The 21,779-nt window shown below is 60.8% G+C and carries 19 protein-coding genes; 9 read left to right on the top strand and 10 right to left on the bottom strand.

Annotated features, from left to right (window positions below):
• Nucleotides 1-62: 62 nt before the first annotated feature.
• Entirely contained in the window at nt 63-1,124 is a 1,062-nt protein-coding gene (locus NX780_RS22055) for a cation efflux transmembrane domain-containing protein (RefSeq protein ID WP_258830036.1), read from the bottom strand.
• Between the two features lie 100 nt (nt 1,125-1,224).
• A complete protein-coding gene (locus NX780_RS22050; RefSeq protein ID WP_258830035.1) occupies nt 1,225-1,638 on the bottom strand; it encodes a MerR family transcriptional regulator in 414 nt (137 codons plus the stop codon).
• A gap of 68 nt (nt 1,639-1,706) precedes the next feature.
• Here NX780_RS22050 and NX780_RS22045 point away from each other — a divergent pair, with 68 nt between their 5' ends.
• The 8 genes from NX780_RS22045 (at nt 1,707) to NX780_RS22010 (ending at nt 11,982) form a co-directional block, all read left to right on the top strand.
• The gene (locus NX780_RS22045; protein WP_258830034.1) at nt 1,707-2,954 is read left to right on the top strand and encodes a TolC family protein; all 1,248 of its coding nucleotides are present in this window, start codon (nt 1,707-1,709) and stop codon (nt 2,952-2,954) included.
• 3 nt (nt 2,955-2,957) lie between these two features.
• Entirely contained in the window at nt 2,958-4,217 is a 1,260-nt protein-coding gene (locus tag NX780_RS22040; protein WP_258830033.1) for an efflux RND transporter periplasmic adaptor subunit, read from the top strand.
• A gap of 36 nt (nt 4,218-4,253) precedes the next feature.
• The gene (locus NX780_RS22035; RefSeq protein WP_258830032.1) at nt 4,254-7,439 is read left to right on the top strand and encodes an efflux RND transporter permease subunit; all 3,186 of its coding nucleotides are present in this window, start codon (nt 4,254-4,256) and stop codon (nt 7,437-7,439) included.
• A gap of 48 nt (nt 7,440-7,487) precedes the next feature.
• On the top strand, nt 7,488-8,924 hold the full coding sequence (gene lpdA, locus NX780_RS22030) for a dihydrolipoyl dehydrogenase (protein WP_258830031.1): 1,437 nt from the start codon (nt 7,488-7,490) through the stop codon (nt 8,922-8,924).
• Between the two features lie 25 nt (nt 8,925-8,949).
• Entirely contained in the window at nt 8,950-9,453 is a 504-nt protein-coding gene (lspA, locus tag NX780_RS22025; RefSeq protein WP_258830030.1) for a signal peptidase II, read from the top strand.
• A 200-nt stretch (nt 9,454-9,653) separates the two neighbouring features.
• Entirely contained in the window at nt 9,654-9,974 is a 321-nt protein-coding gene (locus NX780_RS22020) for a hypothetical protein (RefSeq protein WP_258830029.1), read from the top strand.
• A 182-nt stretch (nt 9,975-10,156) separates the two neighbouring features.
• Complete coding sequence (locus NX780_RS22015) at nt 10,157-10,519, top strand: CzcE family metal-binding protein (protein ID WP_258830028.1); 363 nt, start codon at nt 10,157-10,159, stop codon at nt 10,517-10,519.
• Nucleotides 10,520-10,737: 218 nt separating this feature from the next.
• Nucleotides 10,738-11,982 (top strand): cytochrome P450, encoded by a 1,245-nt coding sequence (locus tag NX780_RS22010; RefSeq protein ID WP_258830027.1) that lies wholly within the window; start codon nt 10,738-10,740, stop codon nt 11,980-11,982.
• 156 nt (nt 11,983-12,138) lie between these two features.
• Here NX780_RS22010 and NX780_RS22005 read toward each other — a convergent pair whose 3' ends face one another.
• From NX780_RS22005 to cadR, 4 genes are all read right to left on the bottom strand, one after another.
• Nucleotides 12,139-12,753, bottom strand: a complete 615-nt coding sequence (locus NX780_RS22005) for a cation efflux transmembrane domain-containing protein (protein ID WP_258830026.1) — start codon at nt 12,751-12,753, stop codon at nt 12,139-12,141.
• A gap of 403 nt (nt 12,754-13,156) precedes the next feature.
• Entirely contained in the window at nt 13,157-14,146 is a 990-nt protein-coding gene (locus NX780_RS22000; RefSeq protein WP_258830025.1) for an arsenic resistance protein, read from the bottom strand.
• A 79-nt stretch (nt 14,147-14,225) separates the two neighbouring features.
• Nucleotides 14,226-16,154, bottom strand: a complete 1,929-nt coding sequence (locus NX780_RS21995) for a cytochrome c/FTR1 family iron permease (protein ID WP_258830024.1) — start codon at nt 16,152-16,154, stop codon at nt 14,226-14,228.
• Between the two features lie 130 nt (nt 16,155-16,284).
• Nucleotides 16,285-16,713 carry a Cd(II)/Pb(II)-responsive transcriptional regulator gene (cadR, locus tag NX780_RS21990; protein ID WP_258830023.1) on the bottom strand — a complete coding sequence of 143 codons (429 nt, stop codon included), beginning with the start codon at nt 16,711-16,713 and terminating at the stop codon, nt 16,285-16,287.
• A 90-nt stretch (nt 16,714-16,803) separates the two neighbouring features.
• Between cadR and NX780_RS21985 the strand changes: the two genes are divergently transcribed.
• Nucleotides 16,804-19,233: a heavy metal translocating P-type ATPase gene (locus NX780_RS21985; protein ID WP_258830022.1), complete on the top strand. Its 2,430-nt coding sequence runs from the start codon at nt 16,804-16,806 to the stop codon at nt 19,231-19,233.
• Between the two features lie 89 nt (nt 19,234-19,322).
• Here NX780_RS21985 and NX780_RS21980 read toward each other — a convergent pair whose 3' ends face one another.
• From NX780_RS21980 to NX780_RS21965, 4 genes are read right to left on the bottom strand one after another with little or no spacing between them, the layout of a single operon-like run.
• Nucleotides 19,323-19,919, bottom strand: coding sequence for an SIS domain-containing protein (locus NX780_RS21980; RefSeq protein ID WP_258830021.1), 597 nt, complete (start codon nt 19,917-19,919; stop codon nt 19,323-19,325).
• Entirely contained in the window at nt 19,916-20,875 is a 960-nt protein-coding gene (locus NX780_RS21975; RefSeq protein ID WP_258830020.1) for a cation diffusion facilitator family transporter, read from the bottom strand. The genes NX780_RS21980 and NX780_RS21975 overlap by 4 nt, the downstream gene beginning before the upstream one ends.
• 42 nt (nt 20,876-20,917) lie before the next feature.
• Complete coding sequence (locus NX780_RS21970; protein WP_258830019.1) at nt 20,918-21,103, bottom strand: hypothetical protein; 186 nt, start codon at nt 21,101-21,103, stop codon at nt 20,918-20,920.
• A gap of 46 nt (nt 21,104-21,149) precedes the next feature.
• The gene (locus NX780_RS21965) at nt 21,150-21,740 is read right to left on the bottom strand and encodes a hypothetical protein (protein ID WP_258830018.1); all 591 of its coding nucleotides are present in this window, start codon (nt 21,738-21,740) and stop codon (nt 21,150-21,152) included.
• Nucleotides 21,741-21,779: the final 39 nt, after the last annotated feature.

Genomic DNA, 21,779 nt, shown 5'->3' with positions numbered 1-21,779 from the left:
GAAGAAGTTCTTTCGCCGGGCTGCGCCCCCGCTGTCAAGGCAGGGGGCGCTCGGCAGCAACGTCACTTCAGCTTGAGAATCCGACGCGCGCCAGTAAGAACGATGACGGCGATGACAGTGCCAACGATCAGATCCGGATAAGGCGATCCAGTCCAGGTGACGAGCGCCCCGGCGGCGATCACGCCGAGGTTTGCGATGACGTCGTTCGCAGAGAAAATATAACTTGCCTTCATATGCGCTCCGCGATCGCGCTTCTTGGCGATCAACACCAGGCAAGCAACGTTCGCAACGAGGGCCACCGCGCCGACACCCATCATCAACGCCGATTCGGGTTCGCTGCCGAAGAAGGCGCGGCGAACCACTTCACTCAGGGCGCCCAAGGCCAATACGAGCTGCAGCCACCCAGCCACGTGGGCTGCACGGGTCTTCAGCGCAGCCGCACGGCCAACCGCGTACAAGGCCAGGCCGTAGACGGCAGCGTCGGCGAACATGTCCAGCGAATCAGCCACCAACCCGGCTGATTGTGCAATCAATCCCCACACCAGCTCGACCACGAACATCACGGCATTGATGGCAAGCAGCAGTCGAAGCGTCTTCGCCTCCGATGCGTCACCGGCCTTGTCGCTATCAGGGGCCGCTTGAGACAAGTCAGGTCGGGATCCAATCAAATGGGTGCCGAAGTTTAGCGGGGCAAGCTTCGCCAATATGGGATTGACATCTGCCGTGTGCGAGACGTGGAGCTGCCGCTGGGAGAGATCGAAGTTGAGCGATTGGATGCCATCGACATCAGCGAGTGCCATGCGGATCATGTTTTCCTCGGATGGGCAGTCCATCTTCGGAATTCCAAGTGTGCTGATCGTACGCTGGCTGGCTGGCTTGGCCGGGCGCGATCCGCGCAGTTCGACGCCGAGTCGCAAGGGTTGCAGCACCTCGACAATGGCATCTGCGTTCCCATGGTGCAGCACAGTGACAGTGCGGGTATTGAGGTCGAAGGCGATGTGATCGACGTCGTCGACTTTGCCCAAAGCCATCCTGATCAGGTTTTCCTCGGACGGACAGTCCATTTTCGAAACGAACAGTTCGGTTTCAAGGCGGGTTCCCGCTGTGGTTTGATCTTGTGTCATGACAATGAACCTATGGTGACTGATTATCGGAGGATAAACCTTCAACCAGCTTTAAGGTCAAGTGTGTTCAGGACCTGCGATCGGCGCCAGGCTGAGTGAGCTACCCGGCTTGTCCCGGCGGCGTGAGGGCATCAATGATCCGACAATCGGCAAATCGACCGCCCCGGCATGAAACCAGCAGACGGGAAAGGTGTTCTTTCAATACGTTGAGGTCTCTGATCTTTTGCTCGACCTCGGCAAGGTGTTGTTCTGTCAGCGCTGTCACGGCGCAGCAGTCGCCGTCTCGCTGGTCGGAGAAGGCCAACAGGCTTCGAACTTGGTCGACCGTGAACCCGATCTCCCGTGCACGGCGAACAAAGCTCAGGCGGGCTACATCCTCGTTCCCATACAGCCGGTAGTTGCTGCCCGAGCGGGATGGAGAGTCGAGCAACCCAATTTTCTCGTAATAGCGAATCGTCGCTGGGGGCATCTGCGCCGCAGCGGACAGCTGTCCTATCGTAAATGTGCGTGACATGTGCTTGACATTAAAGTGGCTTCAAGGTTTATAAAGCTCATTTATTAATCCGTCAAGCAAATCCAATCATGCGCATCAAGATGAACGCTTCCGTTGCCACGGCCCTGCTGGTCATGTGTATGACCGCAGGCTCTGCCTTTGCTGAGGGCACTCCACTGACGCTTGGCGAGGCCGTCGCTCGGGCACGTAGCCAAGCACCGCAATTGCAGGGCGCTGAAGCAGCCCTGCGCATCGCCGATGCGAATGTGCGGCAGTCTGGACTTCGACCGAACCCGACACTTTCCCTTGAGGCCGAAAATGTCATGGGATCGGGACGCTACTCCGGTTTTGGTGGGGGAGAAAAGACAGTCGCGCTGTCGATGCCCCTGGAGCTCGGTGGGAAGCGGGGCGCGAGGATGCGCGTGGCACAGGCCGAACGGGCCGCCGCGGGTATTGGAGCGCGCTCCGCTGAAGCGGAGCTGACATTCCTGATTACCGAGGCGTTCGTTACCCTTGCTGCCAGCGAACGCCATGTCGCGATCGCAAAAGCTGGTCATGAACTGGCTGCGCGTGCTCACCATGCAGCACGTGAACGGGTACGCGTCGGAAAAGCATCTCCGATAGAAGAGCAAAGGGCGGACGTGCTGCGAATCAATGCCGAGGTTCGGCTGGGCAAAGCACTACGCGCCGTCGAACTGGCGCAGAAAACGATCGCACGACTGACAGGTATGGCGATGCCGCTCACGATCGCTTCCACGTGGTTCGAGCAGATCGAACGCAGCGAGACGCCGCCGCCGGCAGGGCAGGGGCTGGCGATCGCGACAGCAGAGGCCGAGGTGGCCGCTGCGGAAGCCCGCGTCGATGCGGCCAGGCGCGACCGGATACCGGACGTAACGCTGACCGCAGGCATGCGCCGTTACGGCGAATCGTCCGACAAGGCCGCTGTGCTCGGCCTCTCGGTCCCGCTGCCATTGTTCAATCAGGGTACGGCCGCGCTGGCGCGCTTGCGGGCGGAATTTGATCGGGCTTCCGCCGCGCGCCGCGCCGTCGCACTGGAATTCGAGCAATCCAGCGCGCAGGCGGAAGGCGAGGTGGCCGACGCATTGGCAGCCGCACGGGCCGCCAATGGCCCCGCGCTCGCCGCCGCAGAAGAAGCGGCGCGCATCGCCAGAATCGGCTATGCGGAAGGGAAATTCCCGCAACTCGAATTAATCGAGGCCGAGCGCTCTTTGGCCGAAACCCGCGAAAGCTCGGTCGACGCGCTCGCAGCACTCCATACTGCCCGGGCACGTCTGGCTCGGCTCCAAGGTTCCAACTCTCCAATTTATAAGGATTGACCCATGCAAGCGGTATTCCGATCGGGCCTGTGCGCCGCGATGATCCTGTTGGGCGCATGCTCCCCCAAACCAGAAACAGCCCCAAAAGAAGCTGCCGAACAGGGTGAAAAAACGGCGAACGCCTCAGGCGAGAAAGCCGAAAATTCCGAAAAGGGCGAGAAAGCCGAGAAGGCCGAGAAGAGCGGCGAAGCCGGCGAGCGGGGCGAAGCCGCGGAGAGGGAAGGCGAAGCCGAAGGCAAGGAAGACTTTGTTGCGCTATCGGACCAGCAAATCAAAGCCGCGGGTATCGAGATCATGTCGGTTCGACAGTCCTTCGCTGGGGCGGTCGAGGCGCCTGCAGTCATCGCGGCAGACCCGAAGCATGCAGCCGTCGTCTCGAGCGCCGTTGGCGGCCGGGTTGTCGAGGTCCGGCGCAACCTGGGCGACCCGGTCGCTCGGGGCGACGTGCTGGCTGTAATCGAAAGCCGTGACGTAGCCCAGCTCAGGGCCGACGTCGAAATCGCCAAGCGGCAATACGAACTCTCGCAAGCCACGTTCGCGCGCGAAGAACGTCTGTTTGGCGAAAAAGTCACCTCGCGACAGGAATTCGAGATTGCGCGCAATGCCGCGCAAGAAGCACGCACCCGCCTTCGCCTGGCCGAGCAACAACTTGCCGCCGCCGGGGGAACGGGCGGAGGGCAGCTTAACCGCCTGATGCTGCGCTCCCCGATCAAGGGTAACGTCACGGCGCGGCAGATCGCACTGGGCGACATCGTCGCGCCGGACGCACATCTGTTCGAAGTGGCCGACCTCAACGAACTGGCCGTCGAGCTTTCGCTGTCGCCGAACGACGCTGCCCGCGTCACGGTTGGTACGGCGGTGGACGTGTCGACTGACGGCCGAACCGGTGCAGGCCGCATCACCCACGTATCGCGCGTCCTCGATCCCGCCACCCGCCAGGTACGCGCCATTGCACGGCTGTCGAACGGGCAGGGCAGCTGGCGCATCGGCGAAACGGTCAGGGCGTCGATCGCGCTCGAGGGCGGTACCAGCGGCACTCAGCTGGCCATTCCACGGACCGCCGTGCAGACGGTGGAGGACAAGCCGAGCGTGTTCGTCCGGGAGAAAGAAGGGTTCGCGATCAAGCACGTTGTCCTCGGCGGTAACGCTGCCGGCTACGTCAAGGTGATGTCCGGCCTAGACGGCAAGGAACAGATTGCGGTCAGCAATACTTATCTGCTGAAGGCGGAGCATGGCAAGGGAGAGGCAGGGGACGATGACTGATTTCCTCATTCAACGGCTCCTGAAGGATACCCAACCATGATTGCTCGCATCGTCAACTTTTCCGTTGCGCGGCGGTGGCACGTCCTCATCGCCACCATCCTGCTGTCGATCCTCGGCGCATTCGCACTGACGCGCCTGCCGATCGACGCGGTACCGGACATCACCAACACGCAGGTGCAGATCAACGTCGTCGCACCAGCGCTCGCGCCGGCCGACGTCGAACGGCAGGTCACCTATCCGATCGAAACGGCGTTTGCCGGCATTCCCGGACTGGAATCCACGCGCTCGCTGACCAGGCATGGATTTGCACAGGTCACGACGGTCTTCAAGGACGGCACGGATATCTATTTTGCTCGCCAGCAGATGGCGGAGCGGCTGCGCGCCGTCGAGCGCAACTTGCCCCCGGGTGCTACCGCGAGCCTGGGCCCGATCGCGACCGGGCTTGGCGACGTCTACATGTGGACGGTGGAGTATGCCTCCAAACCGGCCCAGAAAGCCGGCACGTCGGCGGGCTTGCAGGCGGACGGCAGCTATATCACCCCGGAAGGGGAAGTGCTGCGCAGCGCTGCCGAGAAGGCGACCTACCTGCGCACGGTGCAGGACTGGATCGTCGCACCGCAGCTCAAAAATACCGAAGGGCTGGCGGGCGTCGACGTCATCGGGGGCTACGTCAAGCAGTATGTGGTCACACCGGATCCGCAACGACTCGCGGCCCTGGGCATCAGCCTGACGATGCTGGGCGAGGCACTGGAGCGCAATAACACGAGCGCCGGCGCCGGCGTCGTCGTCCAGAACGGCGAGGCCCTCACCGTCAAGGCCGATGCGCGCATCACCTCGTCGGAAGAACTGGCGAAGACCGTCATCACCACCCGTAACGGCACGCCCGTGCTGGTGTCGCACGTCGCTAGCGTCGGCCTGGGGCAGGAGCTGCGTTTCGGCTCGGCGTCCGAAGGCGGCCAGGAGGTCGTCGTCGGTACGGCTGTGATGCGCATTGGCGAGAACAGCCGGACCGTTGCCGCCGCCGTCGACGTCCGACTGAAGGAAATCGCACGTTCCCTGCCGCCCGACTTGCTGATCCGGCCAGTCCTCGACCGGACACGCCTGGTCGATGCCACGATCAAGACCGTGGCAACCAACCTCACCGAGGGCGCGCTCCTGGTCATTGCGGTGCTGTTTGCACTTCTCGGAAACCTGCGCGCGGCGCTGATTGCCGCGGCAGTCATCCCGGTCACCATGCTCCTGACCTCGGCCGGCATGCTCGAAGCGGGACTCTCCGCAAACCTGATGAGCCTTGGTGCGCTGGACTTCGGCCTGATCGTCGATGGCGCCGTGATCATCGTGGAGAACGCGCTGCGCCGCATCGCCGAACGCCAGCACGCCACCGGCAGGATACTCACCAGGGCGGAGCGTCTCGATACCGTTGCCGCCGCCGCGCGCGAGATGATCCGGCCGAGCGTCTATGGCCAGGCGATCATCATTCTCGTCTACGTCCCCCTGTTGACGTTCCAGGGAGTGGAAGGCCGGATGTTCGCACCGATGGCGGTAACGGTGATTCTGGCCCTGGTCTTCGCTTTCATCCTCTCGCTCACCTTTGTGCCGGCTGCGATCGCGCTGTGGCTTTCGCGCCATGTCAACGAAAAGGAGAACAAGCTGGTTAAGGCTGCCTCGTCGTCTTACGCGCCCTGGCTGGACCGCGCGCTCGCGAAACCCAAGCTGGTCGGCGTGCTGGCGGCTGCCGGTTTCGCAGGCGCGCTCGGCCTGTTCACGACGCTTGGACAGGAGTTTCTTCCGACACTCGACGAGCAGGACGTGCTGCTGCAGGTAGCCCGCATTCCCGGCACCTCCCTGGACCAGAGCCAGGCGATGCAGTTCGCTGTCGAGAAAGCGGTCGGCAAGCTGCCTGAGGTAAAGCTGGTGTTCTCCCGAACAGGTACGGCTGAACTGGCCGCCGACCCGATGCCGCCGAATATCACGGACACTTTTGTCATCGTTAAAGACCGTTCGGAATGGCCGGAACCCGGGATGAGCAAGGCCGAGCTGGTTGAGAAGATCGAGAAGGCGGTTGCAGGCATCCCGGGCCAGAACTACGAGCTGACCCAGCCGATCCAGATGCGCTTCAACGAACTGCTGGCCGGCGTACGGGGCGACATCGCGGTCAAGGTCTACGGCGACGATTTCGACGCCATGATCCGCACCGCCGAGCAGGTTGCCGAAAAACTGCGTGCGGTCGAGGGCGCGGAAGACGTCCGGGTAGAGCAGGTGCAGGGGCTTCCGCTGCTCGATGTCCGCCTGGACCGCGACGCCATGGCCAGGGTCGGGCTGACCGCCCAGGACGTGCACGACACCCTGGCGGCAGCCGTCGCGGGACGTGAGGCCGGCTCGATCTACGAGGGGGATAGGCGCTTTGACGTCGTGGTGAAACTGGGCGAGAAGACCAGGAACGATGTCGAAGCCTTGCGCCTGTTGCCGGTGCTGACGCCGGGCGGCAGCTTCGTGCCGCTGGGGTCGGTGGCCGCGCTGGAGACGGCCAAGGGACCGAACCAGATCAGCCGCGAGAACGGCAAGCGCCGGGTCGTCGTTCAGGCCAACGTGCGCGGACGCGACATCGCCGGCGTGGTCGGCGAAGCGCGCGCAAGCATCAACGCGGACGTGCGGGTGCCCGCCGGCGTATGGCTCGCCTGGGGCGGGCAGTTCGAGAACCTCGAGCGTGCGCGGATGCGCCTGGCGGTCGTGGTACCGGCCTGCTTCGCGCTCATCGTCCTGTTGCTGTACTCGGCCGTCGGTTCCTGGCGCGCTGCCGCGGTCGTGTTCACGGGTGTGCCTCTCGCCCTGATCGGGGGTATCGCCGCACTCTGGCTGCGTGGCCTGCCATTTTCGATTTCGGCAGCCGTCGGATTCATCGCACTGTCCGGCGTTGCCGTCCTCAATGGGCTGGTGATGGCGGGTTCGATCGACGACCTGGCGAAACAGCTTCCGTGGGCGCAGGCGGTGCGCGAAGGTGCGCTGCGGCGCCTGCGCCCCGTTTTGATGACGGCACTGGTCGCGTCGCTGGGCTTCGTCCCGATGGCATTGGCAACCGGCGCCGGCGCCGAGGTGCAGCGCCCGTTGGCCACCGTCGTGATCGGCGGCCTGATCTCCGCCACGATCCTGACGCTGTTCGTGCTGCCGACGCTTTACCAGCGCTTCGCCCGTCCGCCGGAGAACGTGGCGGAGGGAATTTGAACAATCCAGTAGAGTGAACGCAACGACTCGGACATTAAAAGGAATCACATGAAAGCGCAATACGACCTGGTCATCGTTGGCGCGGGTTCAGGCGGTTACATCGCCGCAATCCGCGCCGGACAACTCGGCTTGTCCGTGGCCTGCATCGAATCGAATCCTTACGCCGCACCCGACGGCCAGGCGCGCCCCGGAGGAACCTGTCTGAATGTGGGATGCATCCCATCCAAGGCATTGCTTGCGTCGAGCCACCTGTACGAACAGGTCCTGCACCACACTGCCGAGCACGGTATCACCACCGGCGGCGCGGCGATCGACGTCGACAAGGTGATCGACCGGAAGGACGGGGTGGTCTCGAAGATGGCCAAAGGGATCGAATACCTGTTCAAGAAGAACAAGGTCGACTTTATCAAGGCGCGCGCGCGCTTCGTCGGGATGCAGGACGGGGTGTATTCCCTGGAAGTCTCGGCCGGGGATTCCGTGCAGCAGATCAGCGCGCGTAACGTGATTATCGCCACCGGGTCGAAGCCGCGCCAGCTGCCGGGCACCCGGATCGACAATGCGATCATCTGCGACAACGCCGGAGCACTCGATTTCCGCGAGGTGCCGAAACGCCTGTGCGTGGTTGGTGCCGGCGTGATCGGTCTCGAGCTCGGGTCAGTGTGGCGGCGCCTGGGTGCGGATGTCACCCTGCTCGACGCCATGCCGGACTTCCTGCCGGGCTGCGACACCGCCGTGTCCAGGGAAATGCTCAAGCTGCTGTCTGGACAGGGGCTGAAATTCGACCTTGGCGTGGCGATCGACAGCATTGCACTCAGCGTCGGCGGGGCGCACATTTCGTATCGCGACCGCGCCGGCGCCGCCAAGGAGCTCGCCTGCGACAAGGTGATCGTGGCGATCGGGCGCGTGCCGAATACGGATGGCTTGGGAATCGAGGCAATTGGCCTGGAGCTCGACCAGCGCGGCTATGTTCCGGTCGATGAACACTGCCGGACGAAATTGCCGAACCTGTTCGCCATCGGTGACGTCGTGCGCGGGCCAATGCTTGCGCACAAGGCCGAGGAAGAGGGAATCATGGTCGCCGAGATCGTCGCAGGGCAATCCGGGCACGTGAATTACGCCGCCATCCCCTTCATCATCTATACGAGTCCGGAAGCCGCGTGGGTTGGCAAGACGGAGCAGGAACTGGCCCGCGAAGGACGCGCATTCAAGTCGGGACAGTTTCCTTTCTCGGCCAACGGGCGCGCACTCGGCCACGGCGACGCACAGGGGTTTGTCAAGGTCCTGGCCGATGCCCAGTCGGACCTTGTGCTGGGCGTGCATATCGTCAGCTCGCTCGCGTCGGAAATGATCGGTGAAGCGGCAATGGCGCTCGAGTTTTCGGCGTCTTCGGAGGACATTGCCCGGATCTGCCACGCGCACCCGACATTGTATGAAGCAATCAGGGAAGCGGCGCTCGCTGTCGACAAGCGTGCGCTGAACATCTGACCGGCAACTGCACAGGAAACGAATAGTGGCCAAACCCTTTTCACCGCTCGCTGCCGTATTGGTCGCCGGGCTGATCGCCCTTGCCGACCTGGTCACCAAGGCCGCAATCGTGGAACATCTGGCCTACGGCCAGCAGATCGAGTTGTTACCCTTGTTGAACATCGTCCATGTGATCAACCAGGGAGCGGCGTTCGGTCTTCTGGCCACGGCTGGCGGATGGCAACGCTACCTTTTCATCGTTGTAGCCGTACTCGCGTCGATCCTGATCGTCCGGATGATCCGGAAACCGGAAACAGGCTCCGCGGAAAGGATCGCTCTGGCCATGATCCTTGGCGGAGCGCTTGGCAATCTCGTTGACCGAACTGCGCGGATGGGCGTCGTTGACTGGATCGATGTGCATGTAGGAGCGCATCACTGGCCAGCTTTCAACATCGCCGATATCGGGATCACGGTCGGCGCCGCGGTCATCGTGTTGCACGCACTGTTCGGCGACCGCGCAGCGCCTTCGGTAACCGACAAGACAAGGTAGTCATCGCCTCCCTGGGCGCGCACTGCCGCCGGAAGCATGGGCAGTCGCGCCGGGCGGTCTGAGCAGGGCGACGATCCGGGCCCACAGAACAAAGATAATCAGATCTACAACAATTCGAGACCCATGTTTTTGCCCAGCGGGCGTTGTAAAATTTGCCATACTCCAGTGTTCTCTTCCGTGACCAAGCAGTCAACGACTCCATGAAGCGCCTGTTTCTGATCATATTGCTCGCGCTTTTGCCCTTACAGACCGGCTGGGCGGCAGGATGGTGCGTGATTTCCGACGAAGCGTCGGCCACCGAAGCGGTGTCCGACGTCACCGGTTCTAAGAATCCAACAGAAGTGCTGTTCGAAGCTGGCTGCAGCGCGACTTGTGTATCGGCATGCGACTTGCAGCCCCTCGGCAGCGGTTCTTCCGCAATCGGATGGTCAGGACAGTCACGCTCCTGCCCCGCCAGTCTTAGTCAACTGAATTACCAGTCTCCAATACTGGACGGCCCGATTCGGCCGAAATGGTTCTGATCATCGAAGCCGGCAACTACCGCCTGCGCTTGATGGGTAATCGTGCACAAGCACTGCACGACTCCATCCGTCTCTACAAATAAAGCAGTCGCATCTGACTTACTCCCGACCATGGCGGTCCACAATCGGCCACGTCGAGAGTCAGTGCGCTTGAAAAATCAAATGTTCAACAGGAAAATTCAATGAAAACTCACATCAACTTCTTATCCGCGGTACTTCTCGCGTGCATGTTCATTCCACTCGACTCGCGGGCCAATGAGGGGGGCATACCCGCAAGGAGCGCTGCAGAAGCGAAGACTGGTCGAGAAGCACCGTTCGGATACTCCTCCAATGCAGCGCCTGACCGCGTTATCACGATAGTGGCAGGCAAGACCAGATCGATTCACGTCAAGCGACTCGAGACTATCCGTATTGTAGACGGTCCAAGAAGCGTTACCTGGACCTTCGATACGCTCGGCCTGTTGCCGATCTCCTTGGCGAACATCCTTCCAAACGCAACGAATGTAACAATCTATGTTGAGGAAAGTCCAATGTACGCCAACTAAGCTTCGCCATTTGGCGTTCTGGTAGGGCGCTATCACTAGTTCGAAGCCGCCCGCGGCATCGAACTAGTGTGAAGCCTGATATGCAAGCTACCGGGCGACAACAAGCGGGGTGCGCGTACCCCGCGTGCGACGCTATTGATATAAGCAGTGCTGAAACAAGCGCCGCTGAACTATGTACTCGGGCAGTATGAAGACGGCTCAATTTGACGGAGACGCTCATGCATGAGATACCGCGAGATGGTGTTCCGGACAGTACTCTTTCGTTCGCCTGGGACGGCTATCTTTTCATCACTAAACGCTGTACGCGCCTGGGGACCGACCTGTTCCGCTCACGACTGATGCTTCAATCGACAGTTTGTATGCGCGGCGAAGAATTGGCCAGACTCTTTTATGACAATGAGAGGTTCGAACGCGCCGGTGTTGCTCCATCGAGACTCCAGCAAACACTGTTTGGCCGAGGAGGCGTGCAAGGACTGGACGGTAATCCCCATCGGTGCCGAAAGGGGATGTTTCTCTCCTTGATGAGCGCCGAGCGTATTGCGGAACTGGCGGAGCTCAGTGCCGCGCAATGGCACAGGTCCGCGGCAAATTGGGAGCGCCGCAGTCAGGTGGTTTTATTCGACGAAGCGTGTGAAAGCTTGTGCCGGGCCGTCTGTGCCTGGACAGGAATCCCGCTGGTTGAGTCCGAAGTCAGGCGTAGAACGGATGACTTCGTAGCGATGATCGACGCTGGCGCGGCGATCGGCCCGAGACACTGGCGTGGAAGATGGGCGAGAAACCGCGCTGAGCGCTGGATCGAGGGTCTGGTAGAAGATGTGCGTCATCATCGGCTAACGGTGGATGAAGACTGCGCACTATATGCGATCTCCTGGCATCGCGATTTGTCTGGGGAATTGCTCGACAAGCGGACTGCGGCGGTGGAACTCATCAATGTTGCAAGGCCAACCGTCGCGGTCGCCTGGTATATCATGTTCGCAGCCATGGCTTTGCATCAGCACCCGCAATGCCGGGAGCGTCTGCTGGCTGCTGAAGCGTACTACCTCGATTATTTCGTTGAAGAAGTCCGCAGGTTTTATCCGTTTTTCCCGGTGGTAGCTGCACGCACGCGGCGGGAGTTCGAATCGAAGGGCTATCGTTTTCCGAAAGGCGAAAGAGTCCTGCTCGACTTGTATGGGACGAATCACGATCCGAGGCTTTGGGACGATCCCCATACATTCATGCCCGAGCGTTTTCGTCAATGGAAGCGTAGCCCTTTCAGCTTCATTCCACAGGGAGGGGGGGAATATCTCGATGGTCACCGTTGCCCTGGTGAGTGGATCACCATCGAACTGATGAAAGTTGCCGTTATGTTTCTCAGCACAAGCTTACGGTACAGCGTGCCTCAGCAGGATTTGCGGATGAGCCTCTCACGCATACCGGCGTTGCCGCCCAGCCGTTTTGTGATTGGTAATGTACAAATCTGATCACCTGAGGGAAGGGAAATACCTGCCTGATGAGAATGTCCAGGGTCCCGCGCCAGGCTTCCCTGATTTGCGTCGCCATTCATGCTCCGACCAGACAGAGAACCACACTGGATGTATTTCTGTTGCGCGTGCAGAATTCGGATGGCAGACCTCGTATCACGACTGATGTCCTTTTGCCTCTGAGAGGATTTCATAACCTCCCTTGGCGGCGATGAACGAAACCACTGTTCCAAGCAACAGATCAGGAAGGTTTGAATTTGTCCACATTACTAACGCGCCCGAAAGCACGATCGCGCCATTTACAAGCGAATCGTTATTCGTGAATATAGTCGAGGCCTTGAAATTGATGTCCTGGCCGCGATGCTGCTTCAGCACGCGAATGCAATAGATATTCAGTAGGGCATTTGTTGCAGCTATGGCCATCATGGCTGGTCCCAGTGGTGCCTCACCGCCAAGAAAGCGACGGACAACTTCAACTAACAACAGGCAAGCGAAACCAATGAGGAGCCAGCCAGATAATTGCGCCGCACGCTTCTTGATTGTGCTGGATCTGCCGACCGCGTACAGACTGACGCCATAGACTGCAGCGTCACCCAAGTTGTCAAGGCCAGCGCCAACTACGGCAGTTGAAGATGCCCATGTTCCGACAGCCACCCCGGCCAAACACTGGCCCAGATTGATTAGCAAGACCTTCCATAAAATGCCACGATCACGCTCGTTGGAAGCGTCCAGACCTGATTCGTCATCGCTGTCCTTGCCAATATCCGACATCGGATCTCCAAAAGATTGCAGGAAGAATGCGCCCTGCGCTTTTCTCGACCGGACGCGCTTGGATGAACACAGAATACGTCAGTTACCAAAGCGAGCGCGCACATATCAAACAAGATCCAGGTAAGAGGCTTGGATTAGGGCTGCCGAGCACTTGCAGTAAACTGCCAGGACAACGCAAGCATGGAGGTTTTCGGGAGGCTTGAAGAACGAATTGATCCATCGCCAGAGGTATGCGACCAGGGCCAACGCTGAATCGGCAATTACAAAATAAATCAAGATTTTCTGGAACCGCCAGCGGCGCCATTCGCGTCTCGACTATCTATCGCCAGCATCGTTTGCCGAAAAGATCAGCAGACGGCAGCTGGCTGCTTGAAACGGACGTGTCCACGATTGACAGTACACCTCACTTGACCAGGGCAGGAATTGCACGGACGTAGACCAGTTCACTGCCCAGTTCGCTCAGGGTTTGTGTGATCACAGCCGCCGCCGCAATTCCACGCAAATCTTCGGGTAACGCGAGCGCGAGTGGCAGCACTACCAGGGAATTGCGCGTCGACGCGCTGAAGGTCACGGCGCGAGCCGCTGCTACCGGCAGTTTAAACATGCGCGACGTAAAGGCTCCTATCAGTGGGGCGAGCACCATGAAGCCAATATAAACCGGAATGACCGGCACCAATTGCTCGATCTCCCTGATGATCGCCCCGATCTGCGAACCGATGACGACGACCAGCACTGCGGCCATGGCAGGGACCGGAAGCCAGGCCCATCCGGCATTCCATTTCTCGACGATGGACGATCGCTTCGCCAGCCCGGCAGTAGCCACTGCAAGCAACAGCGGAGCCACGATCAGCAGCAGGAATGCGTCGACAAACGGCGCGACAGCGATGACGACCCCGGATTCTCCGCCAGTCATTACGCTGAGGTAGATGGGCAGAAGGAGCAGCTGAAGCAGAAGCAGGATTGGCGTAGCGGCCAGGGTCAGGCGCGAGTCGCCCTTCCCGAGATGGGTGAATACGACCACGTAGTCAATACATGGGGTCAGCAGGACCAGGAGAGCGCCGATGAGGAGCGCGGGATGATCGCTCAGTCCACGCGTCAAGACCCATACCAGAAGCGGTATCAGCACAAAATTGGCGACCAAAACTGCAGATATGTACGCTCTATTACCCAACCCCTGCTTTAGCTCGAGAAAGGGAATCTGCAGAAACATCGCATACATCAGGACCGCAATGGCAGGTGTCACCAACAGGTCAAGCTTGGCCGCAGCGTCAGGCGCAAGGATCCCCCCAAGCACGGCCAAGGCGGCGCTTACAACATAGACTGGAATCTGATTCCGCTCCAAGCTTTCGCGGTTCAAGCTGTTTACCTCCCGGCGATAACGTGATGATTGCATGCGTCAAGCCAGGTAAGGCTCAAGCCGAAGATTGCTCCGGCTGGCATCGGTCGCGATGCCAGCTGCGAGCGTCCGCTTGTTATTTGCGGACCTTCATCAGATTGAAGCCGAAGCCAAGACCAGCCGCCAGGAGCAGGGCCAGTTGCGCCGCATAAGTCTGTATCGTCGGGTAGAGGCCCAGAACAGGCATGCGCGGTCCCGAGACTGGCGTGGCCGTCAGCCATCCGGCTTCCTGCAGCCCTGCAATCCCTTTTCCGACCAGGACAACTGCCAGGGCGGCCACCAGCACGGAGCTGAACGAGAAGAATTTGCCGATCGGCATGCGTGCACTGGTACGCAGGAAAATCACGGCAATCACCGACAGCAGGACCAGGCCTGTAACGAATCCTGCCAGCAGGGCGGGGCCGTTGCCGTCGGCGGCGAGCGCCGAGTAGAACAGGACCGTTTCGAAGACTTCCCGGTATACCGCGATGAATGCCAGGGCAAACAGGGCCCATGCGGAGCGTTTTTCCATTGCCGCCGTCAGATGCTGCTTGAGGTAGGCTTGCCATTGTCCAGCCTGGCCTTTCTGGTGCATCCATAGCCCGACCGACAGCAGCACCGCTGCGGCGAAGAGCGACGACAGGCCTTCGGTCACTTCACGGCTTGCGCCACTGATGCTGACCACATAGGTGGCTACCACCCAGGTCAAGGCGCCGGCGGCCAGCGCCGAGATCCAGCCTGCGTGCACGTAGTGCAAGGCCTGTGGACGCTCCGCTTTGCGGAGGAACGCGACCATCGCGATCACGATCAACAGGGCTTCGACACCTTCGCGCAGGAGAATGGTCAACGCGCCCACGAACACCGTCGTCGCGTCGGTCTTGTTCGCGCCGGTAAGCTCCTCGACACGTACGAAATACGCGTCCAGCTGCCCGGCATATTCGGTCGCACGCAACACATTGCCTTGTGCAACCGCGCCCCGGTACAGCTGCATGGTTCGCTCCACGTCCACCAGGAGCTGGCGGTCCGTCGCGTCGAGCCTGGCCTCGAGCGGCTCGAAGCCGTCCAGGTAAGCCGATAAAGCAAGCTCGGTGGCCTTCGCCCGCTGGTTATTCTTCAAGGCATCCAGGCTGTCCTGCAGCAGTTTGCGCGCAAGGACGATGCCCTTGCGTTCCTGCTGCTCCTGTACGGCCTCGGGGTGGATGCGTGCGTAGGCCAGAACCGCCCGCGCGGTCGACGGTGAGCCTGCCTTCGCCAGTTCTTCTTCGGTTGCCGTCACTAGCGTGTTCATGTCGGGAATCGTTGCGGACGCGGCGTTGTTCTGTGCGAATGCAGACTCTCCGGCTGCGATGTCCGTGTCCTTGAACGCCAGGCTGCCGACATAGAACGCCAGAGACCAGCGGTCATGCTCGGACAAGCCTGCAAAGGCCGGCATCGATGTGCCCTCGACACCCTGGCTGATGACCTGATACAGGGCCATGAGAGAGCGCGAGCGGGCTCTTTCCTCATCGGTAAATGCGATTGGTTTGGGTTCGAGCTTGGCCGCGAGTGCCCCATCGCCGGCGCCGGCCGCTCCATGGCATGAAGCGCATTGCGCCTGGTACAGCGCCGCACCGCGGGCCAGATCGGGCAGGGCGCGCGGCGCAACAGGGAAGGGGTAGGCCTGCAGCAGCAAACGGTTTGCCTCGCGCGCAAGCTGGGCAACCTGTTGCGGCGACTCCTTACGCTCGACCGCCTGCTTTAGTTTGATGGTGGCAGCTGCCAGTTCTGCATGCAGGGGATGCGGAGGCAATGCCTTCACCTGGTTCTGCGCGCGCGTCGAGAACTCCTGCATTTCGCCGTATTCGAGTTCGCTGACAATCGCTCCGTTCTGGACCGCGCCGGCGTAATCGACGGCGACATAATCGAGCAACTGCCAGAGCTGTCGGACTTCTGCTTCCGATGATGTGGGATTAGCGTGTGTCGTACCGATCACGCAGCAGCAGAACATTACGAAGGCGATTAGCCGACGCCAAATGGGGTACGTCATATCGGGATACTTGTCTTCAGGTTCGAGAACCTGATATTAAACACCTTCTAGCTACTTGAAGGTCAAGCGCATTGTTCCGGCTGTTCGCTGATTCGGCAATGCAGTGATGGCGCGGAAAGTCCAGGGCTGGTCAATGGCGCCCAAGCCTTGCTGGCTCGTCGCAAGCGTCGGCAGTGCCGAGCGCCTGCAGGATTTCACATGGGTTTGTGCTGTTGGTGGCGACGCAACGGCTTCTGAGGTCTCTGAGCTGCGCTTCCAGTACTGACAGGTTTGCTATACGGTCGACGATGTGCCCGATGTGCTTGTCGAGCAGCGCGTTGACGCTCTCGCAATTTTTTCCCGGCGCCTCGCGAAAATCGAGCAGCGTCCGGATCTCATCGAGTGTCATGTCCAAGGCGCGGCAATGCCGGATGAACAGCAAGCGCTCAGCGTGAAGCTCGTTATAGGCTCGATAATTGTTTGCCGACCGCTCTGGCGGGGCAAGCAACCCGATGCGCTCATAGTAGCGGATGGTTTCAACCAAGCAGCCCGAGCGGTCTGCCAATTCGCCAATTTTCAAGAGAAATCCCGGTACGTTAACTTAATGCTTGACCCCGTACCCGCTACAGGGTGTTCAATGGGAACTATACACAGTTCTCAAGGAGTCGTCATGTCGGAATGCCAGACCAAATCATGTTGCGAAAAATCTGCACCGATCGAGACCGCGGGTGCCTCATCTGCAGCCCTGGACCGTTCCCTTGTCATTCGCATCGACCAGATGGACTGCCCGACAGAAGAGGGACTGCTGCGGCAAGCGCTCGGGCGCGTCGCAGGCGTCGGAAAGCTCGAGTTCAATCTTGTCCAGCGCCGCTTGCGGGTGGAGCATAGCCTCGGCGATCCACATGCGATCCTTGCAGCAGTACGGGCGGTCGGCATGGACCCGGTGGTTGAACAGACCGATGAGCAAAGCGGCTCAGCAGCCGGTACCATTTTCCGCATCGACAACATGGATTGCCCAACCGAGGAGACGCTCATCCGTAACAAGCTGTCCGGCCTGGCTCAGGTTGAACAGCTCGACTTCAATCTCGTCCAGCGTCGTTTGGTCGTCAGGCATAGTGGGCCGGCAGCGGCGATCCAGGATGCACTGACGTCCATCGGTATGCAGGCGGTGCTCGTTGCAGCGGGACAAGGACGAGCCGAGACGGTCCCACCTGCCTCCCGAAAGCGGCAGTATGCAGTCCTTGCCCTGGGCCTGGCCGCAGCAGTCGGTGCCGAAATCGTCGCATGGACGACGGGCGATGAAAACTGGTGGCCAGTCATCCTGCTATCGCTGCTTGCGATCGCGACGACGGGCTTGAACGTATACAAGAAAGGCTGGATCGCGCTCAAGAACCGCAACCTGAATATCAATGCCCTGATGTCGATCGCCGTGACCGGCGCGGTACTGATCGGGCAGTGGCCGGAAGCGGCAATGGTGATGGTCCTTTTCGCCATCGCCGAGATGATCGAGGCCCGCTCGCTCGACCGTGCGAGAAACGCCATCCAGGGCCTGATGGCACTGACACCCGAGCGGGTCAGCGTGCGCCTTGACGACGGTAGCTGGAGTGAACAGGACGCCACCACGGTCGCGATCGGCGCCCTGGCCCGTGTCGCGCCGGGCGAGCGGATCGCCCTGGACGGGGAAGTGACCACCGGTCAGTCGTCCGTCAACCAGGCGCCGATCACGGGTGAGAGCATGCCGGTACCAAAGACAGTCGGCGACAAGGTGTTTGCCGGCACGATCAATGAAACCGGCTCTTTCGAATACCGTGTCACCGCGGGCCACAGCAACTCGACCCTGTCGCGCATCATCCGCGCGGTCGAGGACGCGCAGGGCAGCCGCGCGCCCACGCAGCGTTTCGTCGACCGCTTCTCCAGCATCTACACGCCCATCGTGTTCGCCATCGCGCTCGGAGTCGCCCTCGTACCGCCGCTCATGCTGGGCGCCGAATGGATGCCATGGATTTACAAGGCGCTCGTCCTGCTGGTGATCGCGTGCCCCTGCGCCCTGGTGATCTCGACCCCGGTCACCGTCGTCAGCGGCCTGGCTGCCGCGGCGCGGGCCGGCATCCTCGTCAAAGGCGGCGTCTACCTGGAGCAGGGTGGCAAGCTGCGCTCGCTCGCACTGGACAAGACCGGCACGATCACCCAGGGTAAGCCCGAGGTGACGGATGTGTTGCCCCTGCAAGGCGATGCACAGACTCATCTGCAGCTCGCAGCCGCGCTCGCGGACCGGTCCGACCATCCGGTATCGACCGCGGTGAGCCGCTACTGGCAAAACTCGGGCCTGGACCTTCCCCTCGCATCCGTGACCGCGTTCGAGGCCTTGACCGGCCGTGGCACGAAAGGGCGGATCGACGGGAAATGGTACTACCTCGGCAATCACCGCCTGGTCGAGGAGCTCGGCATCTGCAGCACCGCGACGGAAAGCGTCCTGTCGACACTGGAGGGTGAAGGCAAGACTGCGATTGTTCTCTGCGATGAAACGTCGCCACTGCTGGTGATCGGGGTGGCCGATACCATTCGTGAAACCAGTCGCGAAGCTGTGGCCCAGCTTCACGGGTTGGGAATCCGGACGATCATGCTCACCGGCGACAATGCAGTGACGGCCAAGGCGATCGCACGGCAGGTCGGCATCGATGACGCCCGCGGGAACATGCTGCCCGAGGATAAGCTCTCTGCCATCAATGACGAAGTGGCGCGATTCGGTACCGTCGGCATGGTGGGGGATGGCATCAACGATGCTCCGGCGCTGGCCAAGGCCGATATCGGGTTCGCGATGGGCGCAGCGGGCACCGACACCGCCATTGAAACAGCCGACGTCGCGCTGATGGATGACGACCTTCGCAAGATCCCGCAGTTCATCCGCTTGAGCAGGCAGGCCGCTGCCATCCTCAAGCAGAACATCGTCGCCGCCTTGCTGATCAAGGCTGTGTTCCTGGTGGTCGCTATTGCAGGATCGGCTACCTTGTGGATGGCCGTGTTCGCGGACATGGGCGCGAGCCTGCTCGTGGTGTTCAACGGACTGCGGCTGCTCAAGAGCCGGGAGAAACGCGGCTAGGCATGGCGGCCGTGCGATGCCGGCTCGCCTTGTACCCGGCAGCCGCCCCCCATGGGGGAGGGGCCATTCTTGCGACCGTTATCCTGATCTTATGGTTTTACGACATAGTTGGCTGGTTGAAGGGTGCGCTCCACCAATTCGATCAGGATGTGAATCACCTTGATGTGGAGTTCCTGCACCCGGTCGGCATAGCGTCCCGCACTCGTGCAGATGCAGACATCGGAACTTTCCGCGAGCGCCGCGCCGGGACGCCCGGTCAAGCCAATCACCTTCATGCCCTTCGCACGGGCGGCTTGCGCGGCGAGGATCACGGACCGGCTGCTGCCGCTCGTGCTGATCGCAAACAGGACGTCGCCGGCGGCGCCATTGCCCTCGACGAAGCGAGCGAACACCTGCTCGTAACCATAGTCGTTGGCGACGCAGCTGATGTAGCTTGGGTCGCTGATGGCTACCGCTGCCATGGCAGGGCGGTCCTCGCGGAACCGCCCCGACAGCTCTTCCGCCAAGTGCATGGCATCGCACATAGAGCCGCCGTTACCGCACGAGATAACGCGGTGCCCGCTTCCCAATGCGTCGACGAGCAGGTTTGCACCGGCCTGGATATTGCCCAGCTGGGCATCGTCGCTGATGAGGCGATCAAGTGCATCGCGCGCTTCAACAAGATTGTTCCTGATATGGTCGATCATCGCTTTTCTCCCTCATGTTCATCGTGACCGGCATGGTCGTGGGATGCAGCCGGGCCGAAGCTGTGTTCCTCGACAGCCTGCTCGCACGGCGTTGTCTCGATCTGAATGGTGCAGTGGTGGATATCGTACTTGCTCGCGATGAGCTGGCGTATGCTGGTCAGGAGCGCTTGCGCGTCAGTGACGTCTTCACGTTGCACGACGTGTGCCGTCAAACTGGCCTTGCCGCTTGTGATCGACCAGACGTGCAGGTCGTGCACGCTGTCCACGCCCGGTATGCGCGTGATCGCGTCCTTGACTTCAGCAATGCCGAGACCCTCGGGGACGCCTTCGAGCAGCACGTTCATGCTTGCCTTGAGCAGCGTCCAGGTGCGGGGAAGCACCCATAAGCCGATGGCAACGGCGATCGCCGAGTCGACCCAACTCCAACCGGTATAGCGGATGACGAGGGCGCCGATGATGACGCCGATCGAACCGAGCATGTCGCTCCATACCTCGAGGTATGCGCCCTTGACGTTCAGGCTGCTGTCCTTGCCGCTCGATAGCAGCTTCATGCTGATGAGATTGACGACCAGGCCAAAGGCAGCAACCAGGAGCATCGTTCCTGACTGGATTTCCGGCGGGTTGTTCAGACGCTGGTACGCCTCATACAGGATGTAGATGGCCACCAGGAACAGCAGTATGGCATTGAAAGCCGCGGCCAGGATCTCGAAGCGGTAGTATCCGAAGGTTCGTTCGCTGTCGGCCGGCCGCTTGCCGATGCGGATCGCCGCAAGCGAGATCGCCAGCGCCGCGGTGTCGGTGAACATGTGCGCCGCATCCGAAATCAGCGCAAGACTGTTAGTGAGAATACCTCCGATGATTTCGGCTACAAGAAAAGTCGTCGTGAGAATGAGCGCTATCCAGAGCGGACGCTCATTCTGACCCGGCTGCGCTGCATGAGAATGTCCTGAACCCATCGTGCTCCCCTCACGTTGTGATGATCGTGTTGCTGCCTTCTCCTACTTTTTCTTGCCATTTTCCTTTGCACGCTTCCGAGGTTTCGGCCCGGGGCGCTTGTAACGGTCTCTGTACTTCAGCCAGCCGAGAAAAACCATAATCACCCCGACCAATGCAAGGCCGATAATGCCGAAAACTTCAAAGAGGTTTTCGTGCAATGGCTCTGGTGCCTGTTGTGGCAGTCTCATGTCACCTCCATTCGATGTTGTCCTTCACTTGCTTGCTTCCAGCCATTCAATCCAGCGTCTGGCCGAGATTGATCACGGTGCGCACACACAGGACCAGTACAGCTGCAAGTCCGGCGAGCGCGTCCAACCTTCCTGCAGCGATGCCCAAATCGCAAAAAGCGACGCCGAGCGCGAGTGCGGTCGGTACCGCGGAAAGAATTGCATCGACTCTGCTGGGGGCCTCGCCGGCGCTAGCCCGCCCACATGCCAATCCAGCCGTCGTGGCAATGGCGACCGATCCAGGCAGGGCAAACGCAGCAACGGCCACGGCATCGAAAGATTCTCCGTGAAAGATGCCATGCGTCCCCAGCGCGATCACGACCAAGACCATGACAACGCAACACATGCATAGAGCGATCTGCAGGACCGAGAACGCGACCTCGGTTTTGGGTCTCGTTTGCATCGTCAGCTTTTCGATCGATAACAGCCGGAACGCAATCGTTGCGGCGTGATGCGTAGCGGCTGCCACCAGGATAACGCTTTCAACAATGATTCCTCCCGCCGCGCAACTGGCGAAGGCCGCTCCATGCGCAGCGAGGTCCAGCCTGACAAGCCGGCGCCCGACCGGGAAACGCCGACCCGGATTGTCTCGACCCATATCGTCCTCTCTGAGTTGGGCCGCAAACGGCAGCTGCGG

Origin of the sequence: Massilia agri (genome assembly GCF_024753255.1) — a bacterium.
Lineage (GTDB): Bacteria > Pseudomonadota > Gammaproteobacteria > Burkholderiales > Burkholderiaceae_D > Telluria > Telluria agri.
The sequence above is the reverse complement of the archived record's forward strand: the minus strand, read 5'-3'. Positions and strand labels throughout refer to the sequence as shown.